Below are 18,847 nucleotides of genomic sequence, written 5' to 3' on the forward strand. Positions count from 1 at the left end.
TAACAATTTTCATGGGTAAAATATTTAAAATGAATCATGATATGAATGAAGAAAAAACTGAGCAACCAACAGAACATCGAATTAAAAAATTTAAGAAAAAAGGAACAACAAGATATTCTCGTGAGTTAAATTCTTTGTTAATTTTAATATTTGGTTTATTAATACTATGGTTTTCTAAATATTCAATTTTTTTAGAATTAAAAAAAATTATGATTAATAGTTTTTGTTTTGGTAATGATATATTTTTAGATAGACAAAATATTTTTCTTATTATAAAAGAAATATTGATTATTTTTTTTCCGTTTTCATTGTGTTTAATGTGTATAATTATAATACCCTCTATTTTATTCAGTGGTATTCAATTTAATTGCACATCATTAAAAGTAAATTTTTCAAAATTGAATCCATTAAATGGTTTTAAAAGAATTTTTTCGTTTCAAATATTTATTGAAATTTTTAAAATAATCCTGAAATTACTTATAATTGGCAGTATATCAATTTTTTATTTATGGGTTTGTTTTTTTAAAATCTTTTCAATAAATATTTATAATTCTGCATCTTATTTATATAATACATTTAATTTAATTGCTTATTGTTGTATTTTTGTTCTATTAGGTTTAGTTCCAATTGTAATTTTAGATGTGCTTTGGCAAGAATGGAAATATCATAAAAAATTAAAAATGACTCATCAAGAAATCAAAGATGAATTTAAAGAAAAAGAAGGCAATCCAAATATAAAAATACGTATTCGACAACAAATGAAACAAAATTTACAAAGAAGAATGATACTAGATGTTCCTAAAGCAGATGTTATTATAACTAATCCAATTCATTATTCTGTTGCACTTAAATATGATGTAGAAAAAATGAATGCTCCTAAAGTTATAGCTAAAGGAGTTGGCAATCTAGCTATTCAAATAAAAGAAATTGGTATTAAAAATAATATTTCCATTATTTCTGTACCGTCTTTAGCTCGTTCATTATATCGTTATTCGGAAATTGGACAGTATATTCCAGGTTCATTTTACAAGGCAGTTGCTGAAATTTTAGCATGGGTTTGGAATGTTAGAAAATGGAAAAAAGAAGGTGGAATATTCCCAGAAAAACCTAAAAATATATCAATTCCTTCGGAATTAAATTTTACAGGAGAAAGCAAAAATAATGATTAAATTTTCTTCTTTTTTTCGTATTATACAAAATTTAAAACAAACAAAATGGCAAATATTGACCGGTCCAGTACTAATTTTAATTATTTTATCAATGATGGTTTTACCATTAGCGCCTTTTGTATTAGATATCTTTTTTACTTTTAACATTGCTTTATCAATAATTATTTTACTTGTTTCTATGTTTAATCGATATACTCTTGATTTTACTGCTTTTCCAACAATTTTACTTTTTTCTACATTACTACGTTTAGCATTAAATGTTGCATCTACACGTATAATTTTTTTAAATGGTCATACTGGTACACACTCTGCAGGTCAGGTAATAGAATCATTTGGTCATTTTTTAGTAGGTGGAAACTTTGCTATTGGTATAGTTGTTTTTATTATTTTAGTTATTATTAATTTTATGGTTATAACTAAAGGAGCTGGTCGAATAGCTGAAGTTGGAGCAAGGTTTACACTAGATGCAATGCCTGGAAAACAAATGGCAATTGATGCTGATTTAAATGCAGGTCTAATTGGTGAAAAAGAAGCTAAGAAACGTCGTTTAAAAATAACACAAGAAGCAGATTTTTATGGATCAATGGATGGTGCTAGTAAATTTGTTCGAGGAGATGCAATTGCTGGTATTTTAATTATGATTCTTAATATTTTTGGAGGTTTGATTATTGGTTTGTTTCAGCATAAAATGTTATTAAGCAAAGCTGCAGAAGTATATACTTTATTAACTGTAGGAGACGGTTTAGTTGCTCAAATTCCAGCGTTAGTTATTTCTACAGCAGCTGGGGTAATTGTTACACGCGTTAGTACTAATCAAAATGTTGGTGAACAGATGATTAGTCAATTATTTTATAATTCCCAAGTAATATTTTTAAGTGCAATAGTTTTAGGTATTCTTGGATTAGTTCCAGGTATGCCAAATTTTATATTTTTAGTTTTTACATGTTTATTGTTCTTTTTTTCTTGGTGGTTAAGTGAAAAAGGAACCAAAATCAAAAAAGATGTTTCGAGTATTAAAAATCAATATAAATTAAAAAATAATCCGATTTCTGAAGCTTCCTGGAATGATGTTGAATTAGAAGATCCTATAAGAATAGAAATTGGACATAGTTTAATACCAATGGTAAATGCTCAAAAAAAAGATAATTTATTAGATAAAATTCGTATTGTTCGAAAAAAAGTTGCTCAAGAAATTGGTTTTTTACCTCCCTTGGTTCATATTAAAAATAATACTAATTTACAGTCTATTTCTTATCGAATTTTAATTAAAGGAGTTGAAGTAGGACAAGGAGAATGTTTGTATGAAAAATATATGGCAATTTGCTCAGGAAGAGAAATAGAACCTTTGCCATTTAAAAAAGTATATGAGCCTGCTTTTGGTTTATCTGGCTATTGGATTGATATAAGTTTTAAAAATGAAGCAGAAAAGAAGGGTTATTCTGTTATAGAATCTAGTTCTATTATTGCTACGCATTTAAATTTTTTAATTTCTAAACATATTAATGAATTATTTGGTCGTCAAGAAACTCAACAATTATTAGATTATGTTAATTTAGAAATGCCAAAATTAAATGAAGAATTAATACCTAATTTAATTAATTTAACTACTTTGCAAAAAATTTTAAAAAATTTACTTTTAGAAAAAGTACCAATACGAGATATGAGAACTATTTTAGAAACATTATCAGAATATGCTGTTAATCATAAAAATGCCGATGAATTGACAAGTTTTGTGCGTATTGCATTAAGTAAAATTATTACACAAAATTTATTTTATAAAAAAGATGTTATTGAAATAATAGCTTTAGATAAAAATTTAGAACAACTTTTATTAAATAGCTTAAAAGAGAAAAATAATACTATAGAACCAGGTTTATCTGAGTTACTTATAATTAAAACTCGAGAAGCGATTGAACAACAAAAAATAATAAATGCTCCTATTGTATTATTAGTAGTTCATCCTCTTCGGTTTTTTTTATCAAAAATGCTGCGTACAAATTTTCCAGAATTAACGGTTTTATCTCAATTTGAAATAAAAGATACCAAAAAAATTAAAGCGACTAATATATTGGGAAAATAATTGTTTATATGTAAATATAAGTTGGTGTGGTTTTAAGTGGTACATTTTTGGTACTACATTATTTCCCCACCGTACTAATATTTAATATATAAATTAATATTTTTTTACATTTCTTTTGCTATTTTAATTCCTAATAAATGCAGTCCTTTTTTTATTGTTTTTGCTGTTAAAAAAGATAATTTCAGTCGACTTTTACGGGTTTTTATTCTTTTAGAAAAAAGAACTGAACAATTTTCGTAAAAATTAGAGAAACATGTAGCAAGTTCATAAAGATATTTGCACATAATATGAGGTGTTCCGTTTTGAGCTATTAATAAAATAATTTCTTCAAATTCTAGTATTTTAATAGCTAAATTAACTTCGCTATCTTTATTTAAAATTACTTTAATTTTTATTTTATGAAGTGGAATAGTGGATTTTTTCAAAATAGATATAATTCTTGTATAAGCATATTGTATATAAGGAGCGGTATTTCCTTCAAAACTAAGCATTTTCTCCCAATCAAATATGTAATTTGTAACTCTATTTTTAGATAAATCAGAATATTTTACAGCACTTATTCCAATTATAGCACTTAACTTAACAAGTTTTTTTTTGCATAAATTTGGTTTTTTTTTCTTAATTAAATTCATAGCTTTATTAACAGATTCATCAAGTAGATTGGAAAGTTTAATAGTATTTCCATCACGAGTTTTAAATGGTTTTTTATTTTTGTATAACATCATACCAAATATATGATGTTCTAATAATAAATCTTTAGATATATAATTTGCTTTTTTCGCAATAGTCCAAGACTGTAAAAGATGTTGATATTGTCGAGAATCTGTATAATATATAATACGATTTGCATGCAAATATTGACATCTATATTTCATACAAGCTATATCTGTAGTTGCATATAAAAAACCCTTATCTTTTTTTTGAATAATTACTCCCATAGATTGTCCATTTCGATTTTTAAATTCATCTAAAAAAACAATGGTAGTTCCATCTTTTTCGCTAGCTATTTTTTTCTTTTTCAAATCTTTTACAATATTTGGTAACATATGATTATAGAAACTTTCTCCAATGGTATGTTTATCTGTTAATGTAACATTAAGTTTTTTGTATATTTTATAGTTATTTAGCATAGTAATTGAAACTAATTTTTTCCAAATAGAATAGCAATATGGATCCCCATTTTGTAATTTTACTACATATGATCTAGATTTTTTTGAAAACGACTGATTTAATTTATATTCTATTTTTGATTCACAATAAATTTTTTCTAAATCTTTTAGGCAAAGAAGATTTTGATTTAATTTTTTTAATAGTTTTTTTTCTTCTAAATATGCAATTAATATGCCAAATTGTGTTCCCCAATCACCAATATGGTTTGCTCTTATAACTTTTTGTCCTAAAAATTCTAGTACTCTTACTGTAACGTCTCCTATTATTGTTGATCTTAAATGTCCAACATGCATTTCTTTTGCAATATTTGGAGAAGAATAATCTACTATAATATTTTTTTTAGGATGAAGATGTTTAATGCCTAGTCGAGATGAAAGAAATATTTTCTCTAATTGTTTAGATAACCAGGTATTTTTAATAAAAAAATTAATAAATCCAGGTTTTGAAAAAATTATTTTCTTATATATATTTTTTTTTTGTATGAAATTTATTATTTTTTCATATAATATATCTGGTGATATATATAAAATATTAGATAACTTGATCAAGTTATCAAGTTGATATTGACCAAAACCTGTTTTTTTGGTAGATATAATCAATACTTTATAGGTATAATTGTTGTTAATTTTAATTAAAGCATACTCAATATCTTTTCTAATTATATCTTTTATATTCATAATTATGTAACCTAATTCAAATTTAAAAAAATAAGTCTTTATAATAATTTTTTTTCTGTATTTTGTAATATACTATAATTTTTAAAATTTAATTCATAATTTATATTATTTTTTTTATAATAAACGCATCATATAAAATGTTTTTACTAGATATTAAAAATTATTTTTAAATTTTATGAAATTGTCGTAAATTCTAAATTAAAAATTAATTTTTCTAAAAAGAGTTGACAAAACATTAAAAAAAATGTAACCTCATATAAAGTTTAAAAAACTTTAAAAAATTTTTAAAAAACAACGCTCTTTAACAAAATAATTAGATAATCTGTGTGGGCACAGAAAATTAAGTACAAATATTATATCTTTAAAAAATCTTAAAGATTCATTCTTTAAGTAAAAATATTTTAAAACTGAAGAGTTTGATCATGGCTCAGATTGAACGCTGGCGGCAAGCCTAACACATGCAAGTCGAGCGGCAGCGAAAAGAAAGCTTGCTTTCTTTGTCGGCAAGCGGCAAACGGGTGAGTAATATCTGGGGATCTGCCCAAAAGAGGGGGATAACTACTAGAAATGGTAGCTAATACCGCATAAAGTTGAAAAACCAAAGTGGGGGACCTTTATAAGGCCTCATGCTTTTGGATGAACCCAGACGAGATTAGCTTGTTGGTAAGGTAAAGGCTTACCAAGGCAACGATCTCTAGCTGGTCTGAGAGGATAACCAGCCACACTGGAACTGAGACACGGTCCAGACTCCTACGGGAGGCAGCAGTGGGGAATATTGCACAATGGGCGAAAGCCTGATGCAGCTATGCCGCGTGTATGAAGAAGGCCCTAGGGTTGTAAAGTACTTTCAGCAGGGAGGAAAAAAATAATACTAATAATATTATTTTGTGACGTTACCTGCAGAAGAAGCACCGGCTAACTCCGTGCCAGCAGCCGCGGTAATACGGAGGGTGCAAGCGTTAATCAGAATTACTGGGCGTAAAGAGCACGTAGGCGGTTTTTTAAGTCAGATGTGAAATCCCTGGGCTTAACCTAGGAACTGCATTTGAAACTGAAATGCTAGAGTATCGTAGAGGGAGGTAGAATTCTAGGTGTAGCGGTGAAATGCGTAGATATCTGGAGGAATACCTGTGGCGAAAGCGGCCTCCTAAACGAATACTGACGCTGAGGTGCGAAAGCATGGGGAGCAAACAGGATTAGATACCCTGGTAGTCCATGCCGTAAACGATGTCGACTTGGAGGTTGTTTCCAAGAGAAGTGACTTCCGAAGCTAACGCATTAAGTCGACCGCCTGGGGAGTACGGCCGCAAGGCTAAAACTCAAATGAATTGACGGGGGCCCGCACAAGCGGTGGAGCATGTGGTTTAATTCGATGCAACGCGAAAAACCTTACCTGGTCTTGACATCCACAGAATTTTTTAGAAATAAAAAAGTACCTTCGGGGACTGTGAGACAGGTGCTGCATGGCTGTCGTCAGCTCGTGTTGTGAAATGTTGGGTTAAGTCCCGCAACGAGCGCAACCCTTATCCCCTGTTGCCAGCGGTTCGGCCGGGAACTCAGAGGAGACTGCCGGTTATAAACCGGAGGAAGGTGGGGACGACGTCAAGTCATCATGGCCCTTACGACCAGGGCTACACACGTGCTACAATGGTTTATACAAAGAGAAGCAAATCTGCGAAGACAAGCAAACCTCATAAAGTAAATCGTAGTCCGGACTGGAGTCTGCAACTCGACTCCACGAAGTCGGAATCGCTAGTAATCGTGGATCAGAATGCCACGGTGAATACGTTCCCGGGCCTTGTACACACCGCCCGTCACACCATGGGAGTGGGTTGCAAAAGAAGCAGATATACCAACCCGTAAAAAGGAGGGCGTCTACCACTTTGTGATTCATGACTGGGGTGAAGTCGTAACAAGGTAACCGTAGGGGAACCTGCGGTTGGATCACCTCCTTAAAAATAAATACTTTTTTGAAGGTGCCCACACAAATTATCTAATTAAATTTTTTTAAAGGCTTGTAGCTCAGATGGTAAGAGCGCACCCCTGATAAGGGTGAGGTCGGTGGTTCAATTCCACTCAGGCCTACCATAATAATTAGGGGGCTATAGCTCAGCTGGGAGAGCGCCTGCCTTGCACGCAGGAGGTCAGCGGTTCAATCCCGCTTAGCTCCAATTAAAACAATCCTTTCTTTTTCTTAATTCAACAAAAACTTCAAAACCACTTTTTTCATATCCTAAACCAATTGCTTCTTTTATTTCATTTTCTCTTGTTCTTAGAAAGATATTTATTTTTCTCTCAATATTAATAGCAACAGGAAGACTTCCCTTCTTCAAAAGAAGAACTTTTTTTATATTTTTGTAATAATTTTTTATTTTCCTATCAAATGGTAAAATAGAAAGAGAAAAAATTAAATTAGATAAAGTATATTCATGAGAACAACATAAAAATGTATTTTTTGGTAATGATTTAATAAAATTAATTGATTGATACATATCAGCAAACCTATCCTTAAAGACACGACCACAACCTCCTGAAAACAGCGTATCACCGGAAAAAATATAAGGTTTTAAATAATATGAAATATGACCTAATGTATGACCTGGTGTAAAAAAAACATTAATTTCTTTGTCTAACAATCTTATTTTATCTCCATTTTTAACTATTCTAGTCGCACCGAATTTTTTTGTTTCTTCAGGGCCAAAAACAATGATATTTGAGTATGCTTTTAAAATATTTTTTACACCTCCTACATGGTCAATATGATTATGAGTTAATAAAATAGCGACTGGATTCCATTTTTTTTCCTGTATTTTTTTTATAACTAAGTGAGATACACCAGGATCAATAATAATACAAAAATTATTTATATTATAAAGAATCCAAATATAATTATCATTTAATGCAAAAATTTTTGTTAAAATCATCTTTATCCTATTAAACATAGAATATAAAAATAAGATATTTATTTTTTATAAAAAATGTTTTTTTCATAAAAAATATCTTGAAATAAAGGATTTTGAGCAGACTTGCGAGCGATTTTATCACACATTTCATTTTCTATATGACCAAAATGAGCTTTCACCCAAACCCATGTTATATCATGTATTTTAATGAGAGAATGGATACGAAGCCATAAATCTATATTTTTTACTAATTTTTTTTTTTAGTTTGCCATCTTTGTTTTTCCCATGTATATATCCAATCAGTAATACCTTTTTTAACATATTGGCTATCAGTTGTAATTTTAATAATACAAGATTTTTTAAGTGTTTCTAAACCTGATATGACGCCCATTAATTCCATTCTATTATTTGTAGTGAAAAAAAAGCCAGCAGTTAATATTTTTTTGTGTAATTTGTAACGTAATATTGTACAATATCCTCCTGCACCAGGATTTCCTAAACAGGAACCATCTGAAAAAATTTCAACTAATTTTGTCATCTTTATTACCATGTCAATATTAAAAAATAAAAAATAAATTATCATGAAGAACAATAACAGAACAATAGTATTAGATACTGAAACAACAGGAATAAACAATATAAACCCTCCTCATCTAAATCATAGAATTATTGAAATTGGAGCAGTTGAAATTATTAATCGTCGTTTTACAGGAAACAATTTTCATGAATATATCAAACCTAATAGATTAATAGAAGAAAATGCTATAAAAGTACATGGTATTACTAATGATTTTTTATCAGATAAACCATGTTTTAAAGAAATATCTAAAAAATTTTTTTATTATATTAAAAATTCAGATGTAGTAATTCATAATGCATCTTTTGATGTAGGATTTATTAATCAAGAATTTTCAATGTTAAATAAAAATTTTCAAAATATATCTAAAATTTGTTGTATCATCGATACATTAAAAATGGCTCGAGAATTATTTCCTGGGAAAAAAAATACCTTAGATGCTCTTTGTACTCGTTATAAAATAAAACATTCTCATAGAATTTTACATGGTGCTTTGTTAGATGCTTTTCTTTTAGCTAAATTATACCTTTTAATGACGAGTGGTCAGGAATCAATATTATTTCAAAACAACATTCAAAATATAACAAATAATCAACATCAAAAACAATCAATAATAAAAAAAGACCGTTCATTAAAAATATTAAAAGCAAATAAAATAGAATTACAGCTTCATGAAAATTATTTAAGACATATAAAAAAAAATTTATTTTAAAAATAAATTATGACATAATTATAAAAGGTTATTGACTCAATTTTTTAAAATAGGTACAATGTTATAATATAAACAAGGTGCGGTAGTTCAGTTGGTTAGAATACCGGCCTGTCACGCCGGGGGTCGCGGGTTCGAGTCCCGTCCGCACCGAAAAAAATAATTTTCTTTAATTTTTTAAATTTAAAAAATATTAAATAATGTATAAAAAAATTATTTCTTCTGAACTTAATGTTGCTCTAAAGGTATTAAAAGACTTTTTAAAAAATGAAAAACAAATAAAGAATATTGAAAAAGCAGCTATTTTAATTTCAAAATGTTTTAAAAACGGAAACAAAGTAATTACATGCGGGAATGGAGGTTCTCATTGTGATGCAGTTCATTTTTCAGAAGAATTAACCGGTCTATATCGATTAAAAAGACCTGGATATCCTGCAATACCTATTTCTGACTCGGGTCATATTTCTGCAATAGGAAATGATTTTGGATTTGATTACATTTTTTCACGTTACATACAAAGTATTGGTTCTGCTAATGACGTACTTTTAGCAATTTCTACTTCTGGTAATTCTGTTAATATCATCAATGCAATAAAAGTTGCTCATAAAAAAAATATGAAAACAATTGTATTAACAGGGAGAGATGGAGGGGAAATAAAAAAATTAAAACTATCTGATATAGAAATTTGTATCCCCCATCATGATTATTCAGATCGAATACAAGAAATGCATATTAAAATTATTCATATATTAATATTAATTATTGAAAAAGAAATGAATAAATTAAATTAATTTTTTAAAAAAATTATAGATCCTACAATAATTACAAATTATTTCCACTTTTCTAATAAATACTATTTTATAGTTTTGGATTTTCTTAATGAGTGAGAAATATATTGTTACTTGGGATATGCTTCAAATTCATACTAGAAAACTAGCTAATCGACTATTTAAGAAAATAAATTCTTGGAATGGAATCATTGCTGTTAGTCGAGGAGGACTTGTTCCTTCTGCATTGTTAGCAAGAGAATTAGGTATTCGTTGCATAGATACTGTGTGTATTGCAAGTTACAATTATAATTGTTTACAAAAAGACAGAAAAGTAATTAAAAGAGCGCAAGGTAACGGAGAAAAAATTATTGTTGTAGATGATCTTGTAGATACAGGAGGAACAGCAAAAATTATTCGCAATTTATATCCTAAGGCACACTTTGTAACTATTTTTGCAAAACCAATGGGTCGATTGCTAGTAGATGATTATATTATTGATATTGAACAAAACATATGGATAGAACAACCTTGGGATATGTCAATATCTTACACCCCCCCTCTTGTTAAAAAATGATTTAAAACTAAAAAATTTTTGATAAAAATATCTTATTTTAAAATATTTTTTATATTATAAAAGGTATGTGTATGACAAATGAAAAAGAAAAAAATGAAGAGATAAATATTTCTAAAATAGAAAACAATACTGGAAATAATAGTGACGGTCATTTAATTAAAGATAATTTTATATCTTCTCTAGAAATAGAATTAAAAAAAATTCAAGAAAAAGTAATGATATTAGAAATAGAAAATAATAACGAAATAAAAAAATTGCACAACCGATTAAATAGTGAAATAGAAAAATCTAGAAAATTTTGCTTAGAAAAAATATTAATTGAATTTTTACCTATTATCGATAATGTTGAACGAGCTTTAACTATTATAAAAGAAAAGAAAGAAAACATTTACCTAGATATTTTAAACAAAATAGTATTTATTTCTTCTTTATTCAATGAAATCTTAAGTGAATTTAATATATCAAAAATTAAAAAAAAGAATGTTTTGTTTAATCCAGAAATTCATCAAGCCATGTCTGTATTGCAGACTAATGATCACAAACCAAATCAAGTCATAGATATTATGCAATCTGGATATATACTTAACGAATGTCGTTTATTACGCCCTGCTATGGTTGTAGTTTCAAAAAACAAGGACAATTAATTTTTAACAAATTTATTTTTTTTTAAAGTTTTTACAATTTTTTTTCTTCTTTCTTTGGGATCGATGATTAAATTTCTGTAAATTTCAATACGGTCTCCATTTTTTAAATGTGTGTTTAAATGTACTAATTTATTATAAATTCCTATTTTATTTTTAAAATGTTGAATATTTTTTTTTATTTTATTTAATAAATTTGAAGTTAATATAGCATCTTTTACTGTATAATCCGATCTAATATTAATTTCTTCAATATATTGAATATCTGATAAAGCATAAATCACTGTTACTTTAATCATAGTCATATAATTCATATTTACTTTAAAAAATAAGTTCTTATTTACCAAAAATTTTAAAAAAAATCAATAAATAAAATAATTTTTTTTGGATTACAAAAAATTATGTTAAATAAAAAAAAATCTTATTCAAAACCATCTATTATTTGTAAAAACAAAAAAGCATATTATAATTTTTTCATAAAAGAAGTATTTCAATCTGGTCTTGTATTAATGGGATGGGAAGCAAAATCTATTAGAATGGGAAGGATAAACATTTCAGAAAGTTATATTAATAATGATCATTTAAATGAAATATATTTGTATAATTCTCTTATTCAGCCATTAAATACCTCTTCTAACCATATATTTTGTGATTCTTCGCGAAAAAGAAAGTTACTTCTACATAAAAATGAAATTCAATATTTATCTAATAAAAAAAATAAAACTGGTTATACATTGATTGCACTGTCTTTATTTTGGGAAAAATCTTGGTGTAAATTAAGTTTTGGACTAGCTCAGGGAAAAAATAAATTTGATAAAAGAGAAGAGAAAAAAAAGAATGAATGGGAGAAAACCAAATTAAAAATTTTAAAAAAAACTTAAACTATATACTAAATAAACTTTATGCAGGATGATCAAGATAAATATTGGATGAAAATAGCCCTAAAAAATGCATATTATGCAAAAAAAAAGGGGGAAGTTCCTATAGGCGCAATAGTTGTATTTGAAAAAAGAATTATAGGGAGGGGACGGAATAGTTCTATTTCTCAAAATGATCCGACTGCTCATGCAGAAATAATAGCTTTACGGAGAGCAGGAAAAAAAATAAAAAATTATAGATTGCTAAATACGACACTTTATGTCACATTACAACCTTGCATCATGTGTTGCGGAGCGATTATAAATAGTCGTATTAAAAGACTAGTCTTTGGTACTAGTTATAAAAAAAAATATTTTTTAGAAAATTTTTTTTTAGATTTAGAAAAAAAAAATAAATTTCATATTAAAAAAAATGTTATGGAAAATCAATGTTCTAAAATTTTAAGCAATTTTTTTAAAAAAAAACGATGTTAACCTTCTAATATAACTAAGGCATATGCATATAATTTTTCATCAGATATACTAACAAAAGTAGATTTACATTGTATTTCTTGATATTTTTTAAAAGCGTTTTTTAAAAAACGTAATTTTGGTTTGCCTAAATTATCATTATATAACTCTAATTCACTAAATTTTATTCCTTTTTGTATTCCTGTTCCCAACGCTTTCGATGCAGCTTCTTTAACTGCAAATCTTTTAGAAAGAAATTGTATAGGATTTTTATTTACTATGTATTTTTCCCATTCTTGTATCGATAAAATTTTTTTGGCAAAATTTCTACCAAAGGCATTAAAAATATTTTTAATACGCAAAATTTCTACAATATCTATTCCTACACCTATAATAGACACGCTAATGATAATCCTTTTAATTGAATGAATAGGATAAATTTTATTTTTAAAATTAGTTAGAATATTTGAAATATCAGTAACTAATTTTAAAAATTATTATTTTTTAACTTATTTTTTTTACCCATATTAATAAATGTACTTTTTTATTTATTTCTTTTTCGATATTTAATCTGGATAAAATACCAATTTTTTTAATTATTTCCGCTTTTGTGCCAATAACAATTTTTTTTTGTCTTTCATATTGTACATAAATTATAGCTTTAATCCATAATATATTATTTATTTTTTTTTCAATAGATTCAATTTTTACACTAGTTGTTGAGGGTAATTCATCTCTTAAAAAAAATATTAATTTTTGACGAATTATTTCAGATATTGAAAAAAATAAAGAATTTGTTGTGATATAATTTTTAGGAAATATATGATTTTTTTTTGGTAAATAAGAACGAATAATTTTTTCTAAAACAATTATATTCTTCTCTTTTTTTGCAGAAATAGGAACAATAGTTATTGGATTAATTTTTTTTAAAAGAAAATTTATATGAGGCAAAATAGTATTTTTATTTTTAATTTTATCTATTTTATTAATTGCAACAATAATTGGGATATTATTTTTTTTAATTTTATTAAAAACTAATTCATCATCTATCTTCCAAGAAATGCCATCTAGAACAAATATAATTAATGTTGAATTTTTTATAATTTTTAGATTATTATTTGTTACTAATCTTTCAAGTTCTTTTTTTTTATATAATTTTATCCCTGGTGTATCTATATAAATAGATTGATAAATTTCTTTTGTTTTAATACCTGTTATATTTTTTTGTGTTGTATTTTTTTTATTTGACGTAATAGAAATATTTTTTCCAATTATTTTGTTAATTAAAGTTGATTTACCGGAATTAGCTTTGCCAATAATAGTTATATAACCACAGTATTCTTCCATTTTTATTCTTCTATACCTAATTGAATTAATGCTTTTTTTGCTGCGTCTTGTTCTGCTTTTCTTCTACTCGTTCCAGTACCAATTAAGTTCATTGAAATTGTACTCACCTGGCAATGAATAGTAAATAATTGATTATGTGCTTCCCCATATACTTCAACTATTAAATATGAAGGCAAAGATAGATGTTTAGATTGTAAGTATTCTTGTAATCGTGTTTTAGGATCTTTTTGTTTTTCTCCAGGTTTTATTTTTTCTAGACGTTTTTCATACCATTTTAATATTAGCTCTTCTACTGTTTTGATATTACTATCTAAATATATGCTACCAATTAATGCTTCTACGGTATTAGCTAGAATAGATTCACGACGAACGCCCCCACTCTTTAATTCACCTTGACCTAATTGCAAATATTCTCCTAAATCGAATTCATATGCTATTTCTGCTAACGTATTGCCCCTTACTAAAGTAGCTCTCATACGACTCATATCACCTTCATCAACATAGGGAAAATGCTGATATAAGGCATTTGCAATAACAAAACTGAGAATAGAATCTCCTAAAAATTCAAGTCTTTCATTATGTTTACTACTTGCGCTTCGATGTGTTAATGCTTGTTTTAAGAGATTTATATCAGTAAAGATATATCCTAATATTTGTTGTATTTTATTTGCTACGATATAGTTCATGTTATACCAATTTCAATGATATTTTAATTGATTTTACATATAACAGGAAAAACAGTAAAATGTTGATAAAATTGAAGATATAATTCAAAATTAATATATAATACTGATTATATTCTGTTATATTAATTGCTATTTTTTAATGTATATTCCCAATTCTATTAATACGTATACCTGTCGGCCATTCATTTTCTTCTTTTTCTAAACTCATCCATATTTTTGTTGCTTTTCCTAATAAATTTTTCTCTGGTACAAACCCCCAATAGCGACTATCTGAACTATTGTCACGATTATCTCCCATCATAAAATATTTATTTTTAGGAACTATCCAAATTAATTTAGGCATGCCTGGTTGTTGATAGTAATGATCCACCTGACTTTTAGCTCTGTCTAATACCAATATTTCATGGGTTAAGTTATTTATTGATTCTTCAACTGTTTTGAAGTAAAAAGAGTTGTATATTTTTTTTGTTTTTGATTTTTTTTTGTCAAAAAAATATTTTTTTTGAAAAAATTTACTTAATTTAGATGTTGAATATTTGATAGACAATTTTTTTTTACAACTTTTTTGATGAGTATAGTCAATACAAATTTGTATTTTTTTTGTATTTATATCATAAAATATTTTATCCCCCGGCAATCCTATTACACGTTTAATATAATTCATATTATTTTTCGGATGTTTAAAAACTACAATATCACCATATTGAGGTAAATATGTTTTAATAAATGTTTTTTTAGTAATTGGTTCTTTAATACCATATGCAAATTTTTCTACTAAAATGAAATCTCCAACTAATAATGTTGGCATCATTGAAGATGAAGGTATTTGAAATGGTTCATAAATAAAGGAACGTATTATTAATACAGTAAAAAATGTTGGAAAAAATGATGAAAAAGATTGAAAAAAACATTTTTTTTTATTTATATAAACATTATCTTGAACTATTTTTTTTTTATTAGAAAAATAATTTATAATTAATTTAATACGATAAAATATCCATAATATTCCAGTTAATATTGTACTAATTACTAAAAAAATAGTTAATATATTAGGCATCATGTTTCCTTTTATTTTAATTATCATGAATATTTAAAATTGAAAGAAATGCTGTTTTTGGCACATTAACATTTCCTATTTTTTTCATTCTTTTTTTACCATCTTTTTGTTTTTTTAATAATTTCTTTTTTCTAGTAATATCTCCACCATAGCATTTCGCTAATACATTTTTCCTTAGTTGTTTAATTGTAGATCTAGCAACAATTGAATTATTAATAGTTGCTTGAATATTAATATCAAATTGATGTCGTGGTATCAATTTTTTTAATTTATCAACAATTTCTCGAGCACGATATTGTGCATTTTTGTAATAAGAAATTATTGTTAATGCATCTACTTTTTCTGAATTAATTAATACATCTATTCTAACCATTTTGACAGTTTTAAAATGTTTAAAATCATATTCTAATGAAGCATATCCACTTGAAACTGATTTTAATTCATCGAAAAAGTTTAATACAACTTCATTCATTGGAATATAATATTTTAAAGAAACTTGTTGTTCATGATAAACCATGCTAATTTGTTCTCCTCTTTTTTTTATGCACAGTTTCATTACTGGACCAATAAATTTAGAGGGTAATAAAATATTACATTCAACAATAGGTTCTTTTATTTTTTTTATTTCATTTTTTATAGGGAAATTTGAAGGAGTATCTAAATAAATTTTTTTCCCGTTAATAAGTTCTACTTTATATACAACAGTTGGAGCGGTTGAAATTAAATCAAGGGAATACTCTCTTTCTAAACGAGCTTGAACGATTTCCATATGTAATAAACCCAAAAATCCACATCGAAAACCAAAACCTAGAGAAGTTGAATTTTCTGGTTCATAAAATAATGAAGAATCATTTAAACTTAATTTTCCTAATGCTTCTCTAAATACTTCATATTGCTCTGATGTAGTTGGAAATAAACCAGCGTAAATTTGAGGTTTTATTTTTTTAAAACCTTTTAAAATAGTAACTGCTGGATTATTAGCTTGTGTTAATGTATCCCCAACTGGAGCGGCAGAAATATTTTTAATACCACAAATAATCCATCCTACTTCTCCGCATTTCAGATGATTTTTAGGTATTTTTTTAGGTGTAAAAATACCTATCTGCTCAACAAAATAAGTTTTTCCTGTACTCATAATTTGAATTCTATCTTTTTTAGATATTATCCCGTTTTTGATCCTTATTAGGGATACTACACCTAAATAATTATCAAACCACGAATCAATAATAAGTGCCTGTAATGGTTGATTTTCTTCACCCTTCGGTGAAGGTATATAATTAATAATGCGTTCTATTAATTCTTCTATACCTTGTCCAGTTTTAGCTGAACATCTAATTGCATCAAATGCAGAAATACCTATAATATCTTCAATCTCTTTAGCAACTCGTTCTGGATTAGAATTAGGTAAATCTATTTTATTTAATACAGGCACTATTGATAAATTCATTTCTAAAGCAGTATAGCAATTAGCTAATGTTTGAGCTTCTACTCCTTGAGTAGTATCAACAACTAATAGTGCACCTTCACATGCTGATAAAGATCTAGAAACTTCATAAGAAAAATTTACATGACCTGGTGTATCAATAAAGTTTAAATGAAAAATATTTCCTATTTTATTCTTATAATTAATCATTACACTTTGTGCTTTAATTGTAATACCTCTTTCTTTTTCTAATTCCATCGAGTCTAAAACTTGATTAGACATTTCTCTTTCAGAGAGTCCACCACATTTTTGAATTAAACGATCAGATAGAGTAGATTTTCCATGATCAATATGAGCGATAATAGAAAAGTTTCTTATATTTTTCATTTTTTTGACCATTTTAAAAAATTTGTTTAGTAAAATATATCTTTAAAAGATTCATTTTATATTAATATTTTTTAAAAGTGTAAATATTTAATATATTTCTTGTACTCATTTTTATATAATACAAAGTCAACCTCTTAAAATGCTATTAGATATAACAATATCTAAAAGTTTTTTAAAAAAATATAAAATAATTTTAAAAAAAAGAAAATATAATTATTTATGAAAATAAAGAAAAAAAAAGTAATTGTAGCTATGTCTGGAGGTGTAGATTCTTCAGTTTCTGCATGGTTTTTAAAACGGAAAAATTATCAAGTAGAGGGATTATTTATGAAAAATTGGGAGGAGGACGATCAAAAAAATTATTGCAACGCAGCTCAAGATTTATTTGATGCAGAAAATGTGTGTAAAAAATTAAATATTTATTTACATAAAATAAATTTTTCCAAAGAATATTGGGAAGAAGTTTTTGAGAAATTTTTAATTGAACATAAAAAAGGAAAAACACCAAATCCTGATATATTATGTAACAAAGAAATTAAATTTAAGGTCTTCTTTGAATATGCAATTAAACAATTGCAAGCAGATTATATTGCAACTGGTCACTATGCTCGTATTTTAAAAAAAAATGAAAAATATTATCTTTTCAAAGGTATAGATTTTAATAAAGATCAAAGTTACTTTTTATATACTTTAAAACGTACTCAACTGAAGAAAATTTTGTTTCCTCTTGGAAAATTTCAAAAAAAACAAATAAGAACAATCGCAAAAAAGATAGGTTTAAAAAATTTTGAAAAAAAAGATTCTACTGGAATTTGTTTTATTGGACCTAAAAAAATAAATGATTTTCTTCATCGTTATATTCAATCTGAAAAAGGAAAAATTATTACAAATGAAGGTAAAATTATGGGGGAACATAATGGTTTATTTTGTTATACCTTAGGTCAACGAAAAGGACTCGGAATTGGAGGTATTAAAGGAAAAGATAATCTTCCATGGTATGTAATTGAAAAAAATATTAAAAATAATACATTAATTGTCGATCAAGGTTTATATAACAAGAAATTAATGTCTATCGGTTTGATAGCTACAGAGGTTAATTGGATTAATCGAGATGAAATAAATTTTCCATTTTTTTGTAATATAAAAACAAGATATCGACAAATAGATATTCCATGTAACGTAGAGTTTATAAATATTTTTTTTGTTAAAGTTCTTTTTAATTCTCCCGTTATTGCTGTTACACCAGGACAATCAGTAGTATTTTATTTATCACAAAAATGTATAGGTGGTGGTATTATTAAATCAAAAATACCATTATTATAAATAATATGTATTTTTAATTAAAAAAA

At 26.5% G+C, this 18,847-nt stretch carries 17 protein-coding genes, 3 tRNA genes, 1 rRNA gene and 1 pseudogene; 13 read left to right on the plus strand and 9 right to left on the minus strand.

Annotated elements, in window-relative coordinates; all coding sequences use genetic code 11:
• The first annotated feature begins 29 nt into the window (after positions 1–29).
• Both flhB and flhA read left to right on the plus strand, forming a co-directional pair.
• Entirely contained in the window at positions 30–1,169 is a 1,140-nt protein-coding gene (gene flhB, locus AB4W74_RS01240) for a flagellar biosynthesis protein FlhB (RefSeq protein ID WP_367682196.1), read from the plus strand.
• On the plus strand, positions 1,162–3,249 hold the full coding sequence (flhA, locus tag AB4W74_RS01245; protein ID WP_367682197.1) for a flagellar biosynthesis protein FlhA: 2,088 nt from the start codon (positions 1,162–1,164) through the stop codon (positions 3,247–3,249). The genes flhB and flhA overlap by 8 nt, the downstream gene beginning before the upstream one ends.
• Before the next feature lie 104 nt (positions 3,250–3,353).
• Here flhA and argS read toward each other — a convergent pair whose 3' ends face one another.
• Positions 3,354–5,096: an arginine--tRNA ligase gene (gene argS, locus AB4W74_RS01250; protein WP_367682198.1), complete on the minus strand. Its 1,743-nt coding sequence runs from the start codon at positions 5,094–5,096 to the stop codon at positions 3,354–3,356.
• Between the two features lie 404 nt (positions 5,097–5,500).
• Between argS and AB4W74_RS01255 the strand changes: the two genes are divergently transcribed.
• The 3 genes from AB4W74_RS01255 to AB4W74_RS01265 all read left to right on the plus strand — a co-directional run bounded on the left by AB4W74_RS01255 (position 5,501) and on the right by AB4W74_RS01265 (position 7,267).
• A 16S ribosomal RNA gene (locus AB4W74_RS01255) occupies positions 5,501–7,051 on the plus strand.
• Between the two features lie 56 nt (positions 7,052–7,107).
• Positions 7,108–7,184: transfer RNA gene (locus tag AB4W74_RS01260), tRNA-Ile, on the plus strand.
• Between the two features lie 10 nt (positions 7,185–7,194).
• Positions 7,195–7,267, plus strand: a tRNA-Ala gene (locus AB4W74_RS01265).
• Here the strand turns inward: AB4W74_RS01265 and gloB are convergent.
• Entirely contained in the window at positions 7,259–8,020 is a 762-nt protein-coding gene (gene gloB, locus AB4W74_RS01270; protein WP_367682199.1) for a hydroxyacylglutathione hydrolase, read from the minus strand. The genes AB4W74_RS01265 and gloB overlap by 9 nt on opposite strands.
• Positions 8,021–8,058: 38 nt before the next feature.
• Positions 8,059–8,537 (minus strand): annotated as a pseudogene (rnhA, locus tag AB4W74_RS01275) (ribonuclease HI).
• Positions 8,538–8,580: 43 nt separating this feature from the next.
• Here rnhA and dnaQ point away from each other — a divergent pair.
• From dnaQ to AB4W74_RS01300, 5 genes are all read left to right on the plus strand, one after another.
• Positions 8,581–9,288, plus strand: a complete 708-nt coding sequence (dnaQ, locus tag AB4W74_RS01280) for a DNA polymerase III subunit epsilon (RefSeq protein ID WP_367682200.1) — start codon at positions 8,581–8,583, stop codon at positions 9,286–9,288.
• A 76-nt stretch (positions 9,289–9,364) separates the two neighbouring features.
• Positions 9,365–9,438, plus strand: a tRNA-Asp gene (locus AB4W74_RS01285).
• Between the two features lie 47 nt (positions 9,439–9,485).
• Entirely contained in the window at positions 9,486–10,076 is a 591-nt protein-coding gene (gene lpcA / locus AB4W74_RS01290; protein WP_367682201.1) for a D-sedoheptulose 7-phosphate isomerase, read from the plus strand.
• A gap of 88 nt (positions 10,077–10,164) precedes the next feature.
• A complete protein-coding gene (gene gpt / locus AB4W74_RS01295; RefSeq protein ID WP_367682202.1) occupies positions 10,165–10,629 on the plus strand; it encodes a xanthine phosphoribosyltransferase in 465 nt (154 codons plus the stop codon).
• Positions 10,630–10,700: 71 nt separating this feature from the next.
• Positions 10,701–11,273, plus strand: coding sequence for a nucleotide exchange factor GrpE (locus AB4W74_RS01300; RefSeq protein ID WP_367682203.1), 573 nt, complete (start codon positions 10,701–10,703; stop codon positions 11,271–11,273).
• Here AB4W74_RS01300 and AB4W74_RS01305 read toward each other — a convergent pair.
• Positions 11,270–11,575, minus strand: a complete 306-nt coding sequence (locus tag AB4W74_RS01305) for an RnfH family protein (protein ID WP_367682248.1) — start codon at positions 11,573–11,575, stop codon at positions 11,270–11,272. The two genes, AB4W74_RS01300 and AB4W74_RS01305, sit on opposite strands and share 4 nt — an antisense overlap.
• A 96-nt stretch (positions 11,576–11,671) precedes the next feature.
• Between AB4W74_RS01305 and smpB the strand changes: the two genes are divergently transcribed.
• Together smpB and tadA are read left to right on the plus strand one after the other, a co-directional pair.
• Entirely contained in the window at positions 11,672–12,151 is a 480-nt protein-coding gene (smpB, locus tag AB4W74_RS01310; RefSeq protein ID WP_367682204.1) for an SsrA-binding protein SmpB, read from the plus strand.
• A 21-nt stretch (positions 12,152–12,172) separates the two neighbouring features.
• Positions 12,173–12,622, plus strand: a complete 450-nt coding sequence (gene tadA / locus AB4W74_RS01315; protein ID WP_367682205.1) for a tRNA adenosine(34) deaminase TadA — start codon at positions 12,173–12,175, stop codon at positions 12,620–12,622.
• Here tadA and acpS read toward each other — a convergent pair.
• The 5 genes from acpS to lepA all read right to left on the minus strand — a co-directional run bounded on the left by acpS (position 12,619) and on the right by lepA (position 17,498).
• The gene (acpS, locus tag AB4W74_RS01320; protein WP_367682206.1) at positions 12,619–12,999 is read right to left on the minus strand and encodes a holo-ACP synthase; all 381 of its coding nucleotides are present in this window, start codon (positions 12,997–12,999) and stop codon (positions 12,619–12,621) included. The two genes, tadA and acpS, sit on opposite strands and share 4 nt — an antisense overlap.
• 103 nt (positions 13,000–13,102) lie before the next feature.
• Complete coding sequence (gene era / locus AB4W74_RS01325; protein WP_367682207.1) at positions 13,103–13,945, minus strand: GTPase Era; 843 nt, start codon at positions 13,943–13,945, stop codon at positions 13,103–13,105.
• A 2-nt stretch (positions 13,946–13,947) separates the two neighbouring features.
• Positions 13,948–14,631, minus strand: a complete 684-nt coding sequence (gene rnc / locus AB4W74_RS01330) for a ribonuclease III (protein WP_367682208.1) — start codon at positions 14,629–14,631, stop codon at positions 13,948–13,950.
• 136 nt (positions 14,632–14,767) lie between these two features.
• Positions 14,768–15,688 (minus strand): signal peptidase I, encoded by a 921-nt coding sequence (gene lepB, locus AB4W74_RS01335; RefSeq protein WP_367682209.1) that lies wholly within the window; start codon positions 15,686–15,688, stop codon positions 14,768–14,770.
• A 16-nt stretch (positions 15,689–15,704) separates the two neighbouring features.
• Positions 15,705–17,498, minus strand: coding sequence for a translation elongation factor 4 (gene lepA / locus AB4W74_RS01340; protein WP_367682210.1), 1,794 nt, complete (start codon positions 17,496–17,498; stop codon positions 15,705–15,707).
• A gap of 219 nt (positions 17,499–17,717) precedes the next feature.
• Here lepA and mnmA point away from each other — a divergent pair, with 219 nt between their 5' ends.
• Positions 17,718–18,821 (plus strand): tRNA 2-thiouridine(34) synthase MnmA, encoded by a 1,104-nt coding sequence (gene mnmA / locus AB4W74_RS01345; protein ID WP_367682211.1) that lies wholly within the window; start codon positions 17,718–17,720, stop codon positions 18,819–18,821.
• Positions 18,822–18,847 lie beyond the last annotated feature (26 nt).

Origin of the sequence: Buchnera aphidicola (Hyalopterus amygdali) (genome assembly GCF_964059015.1) — a bacterium.
Lineage (GTDB): Bacteria > Pseudomonadota > Gammaproteobacteria > Enterobacterales > Enterobacteriaceae > Buchnera > Buchnera aphidicola_BN.

What these genes read in the sequence shown, in the direction of transcription:
- mnmA (WP_367682211.1), top strand. Translation starts at nt 17,718, where the DNA reads ATGAAAATAAAGAAAAAAAAAGTAATTGTAGCTATGTCTGGAGGTGTA.
- lepA (WP_367682210.1), bottom strand. Translation starts at nt 17,498, where the DNA reads ATGAAAAATATAAGAAACTTTTCTATTATCGCTCATATTGATCATGGA.
- flhB (WP_367682196.1), top strand. Translation starts at nt 30, where the DNA reads ATGAATCATGATATGAATGAAGAAAAAACTGAGCAACCAACAGAACAT.
- lepB (WP_367682209.1), bottom strand. Translation starts at nt 15,688, where the DNA reads ATGCCTAATATATTAACTATTTTTTTAGTAATTAGTACAATATTAACT.
- dnaQ (WP_367682200.1), top strand. Translation starts at nt 8,581, where the DNA reads ATGAAGAACAATAACAGAACAATAGTATTAGATACTGAAACAACAGGA.
- lpcA (WP_367682201.1), top strand. Translation starts at nt 9,486, where the DNA reads ATGTATAAAAAAATTATTTCTTCTGAACTTAATGTTGCTCTAAAGGTA.
- smpB (WP_367682204.1), top strand. Translation starts at nt 11,672, where the DNA reads ATGTTAAATAAAAAAAAATCTTATTCAAAACCATCTATTATTTGTAAA.
- flhA (WP_367682197.1), top strand. Translation starts at nt 1,162, where the DNA reads ATGATTAAATTTTCTTCTTTTTTTCGTATTATACAAAATTTAAAACAA.
- rnc (WP_367682208.1), bottom strand. Translation starts at nt 14,631, where the DNA reads ATGAACTATATCGTAGCAAATAAAATACAACAAATATTAGGATATATC.
- AB4W74_RS01300 (WP_367682203.1), top strand. Translation starts at nt 10,701, where the DNA reads ATGACAAATGAAAAAGAAAAAAATGAAGAGATAAATATTTCTAAAATA.
- gloB (WP_367682199.1), bottom strand. Translation starts at nt 8,020, where the DNA reads ATGATTTTAACAAAAATTTTTGCATTAAATGATAATTATATTTGGATT.
- gpt (WP_367682202.1), top strand. Translation starts at nt 10,165, where the DNA reads ATGAGTGAGAAATATATTGTTACTTGGGATATGCTTCAAATTCATACT.
- era (WP_367682207.1), bottom strand. Translation starts at nt 13,945, where the DNA reads ATGGAAGAATACTGTGGTTATATAACTATTATTGGCAAAGCTAATTCC.
- argS (WP_367682198.1), bottom strand. Translation starts at nt 5,096, where the DNA reads ATGAATATAAAAGATATAATTAGAAAAGATATTGAGTATGCTTTAATT.
- AB4W74_RS01305 (WP_367682248.1), bottom strand. Translation starts at nt 11,575, where the DNA reads ATGACTATGATTAAAGTAACAGTGATTTATGCTTTATCAGATATTCAA.
- tadA (WP_367682205.1), top strand. Translation starts at nt 12,173, where the DNA reads ATGCAGGATGATCAAGATAAATATTGGATGAAAATAGCCCTAAAAAAT.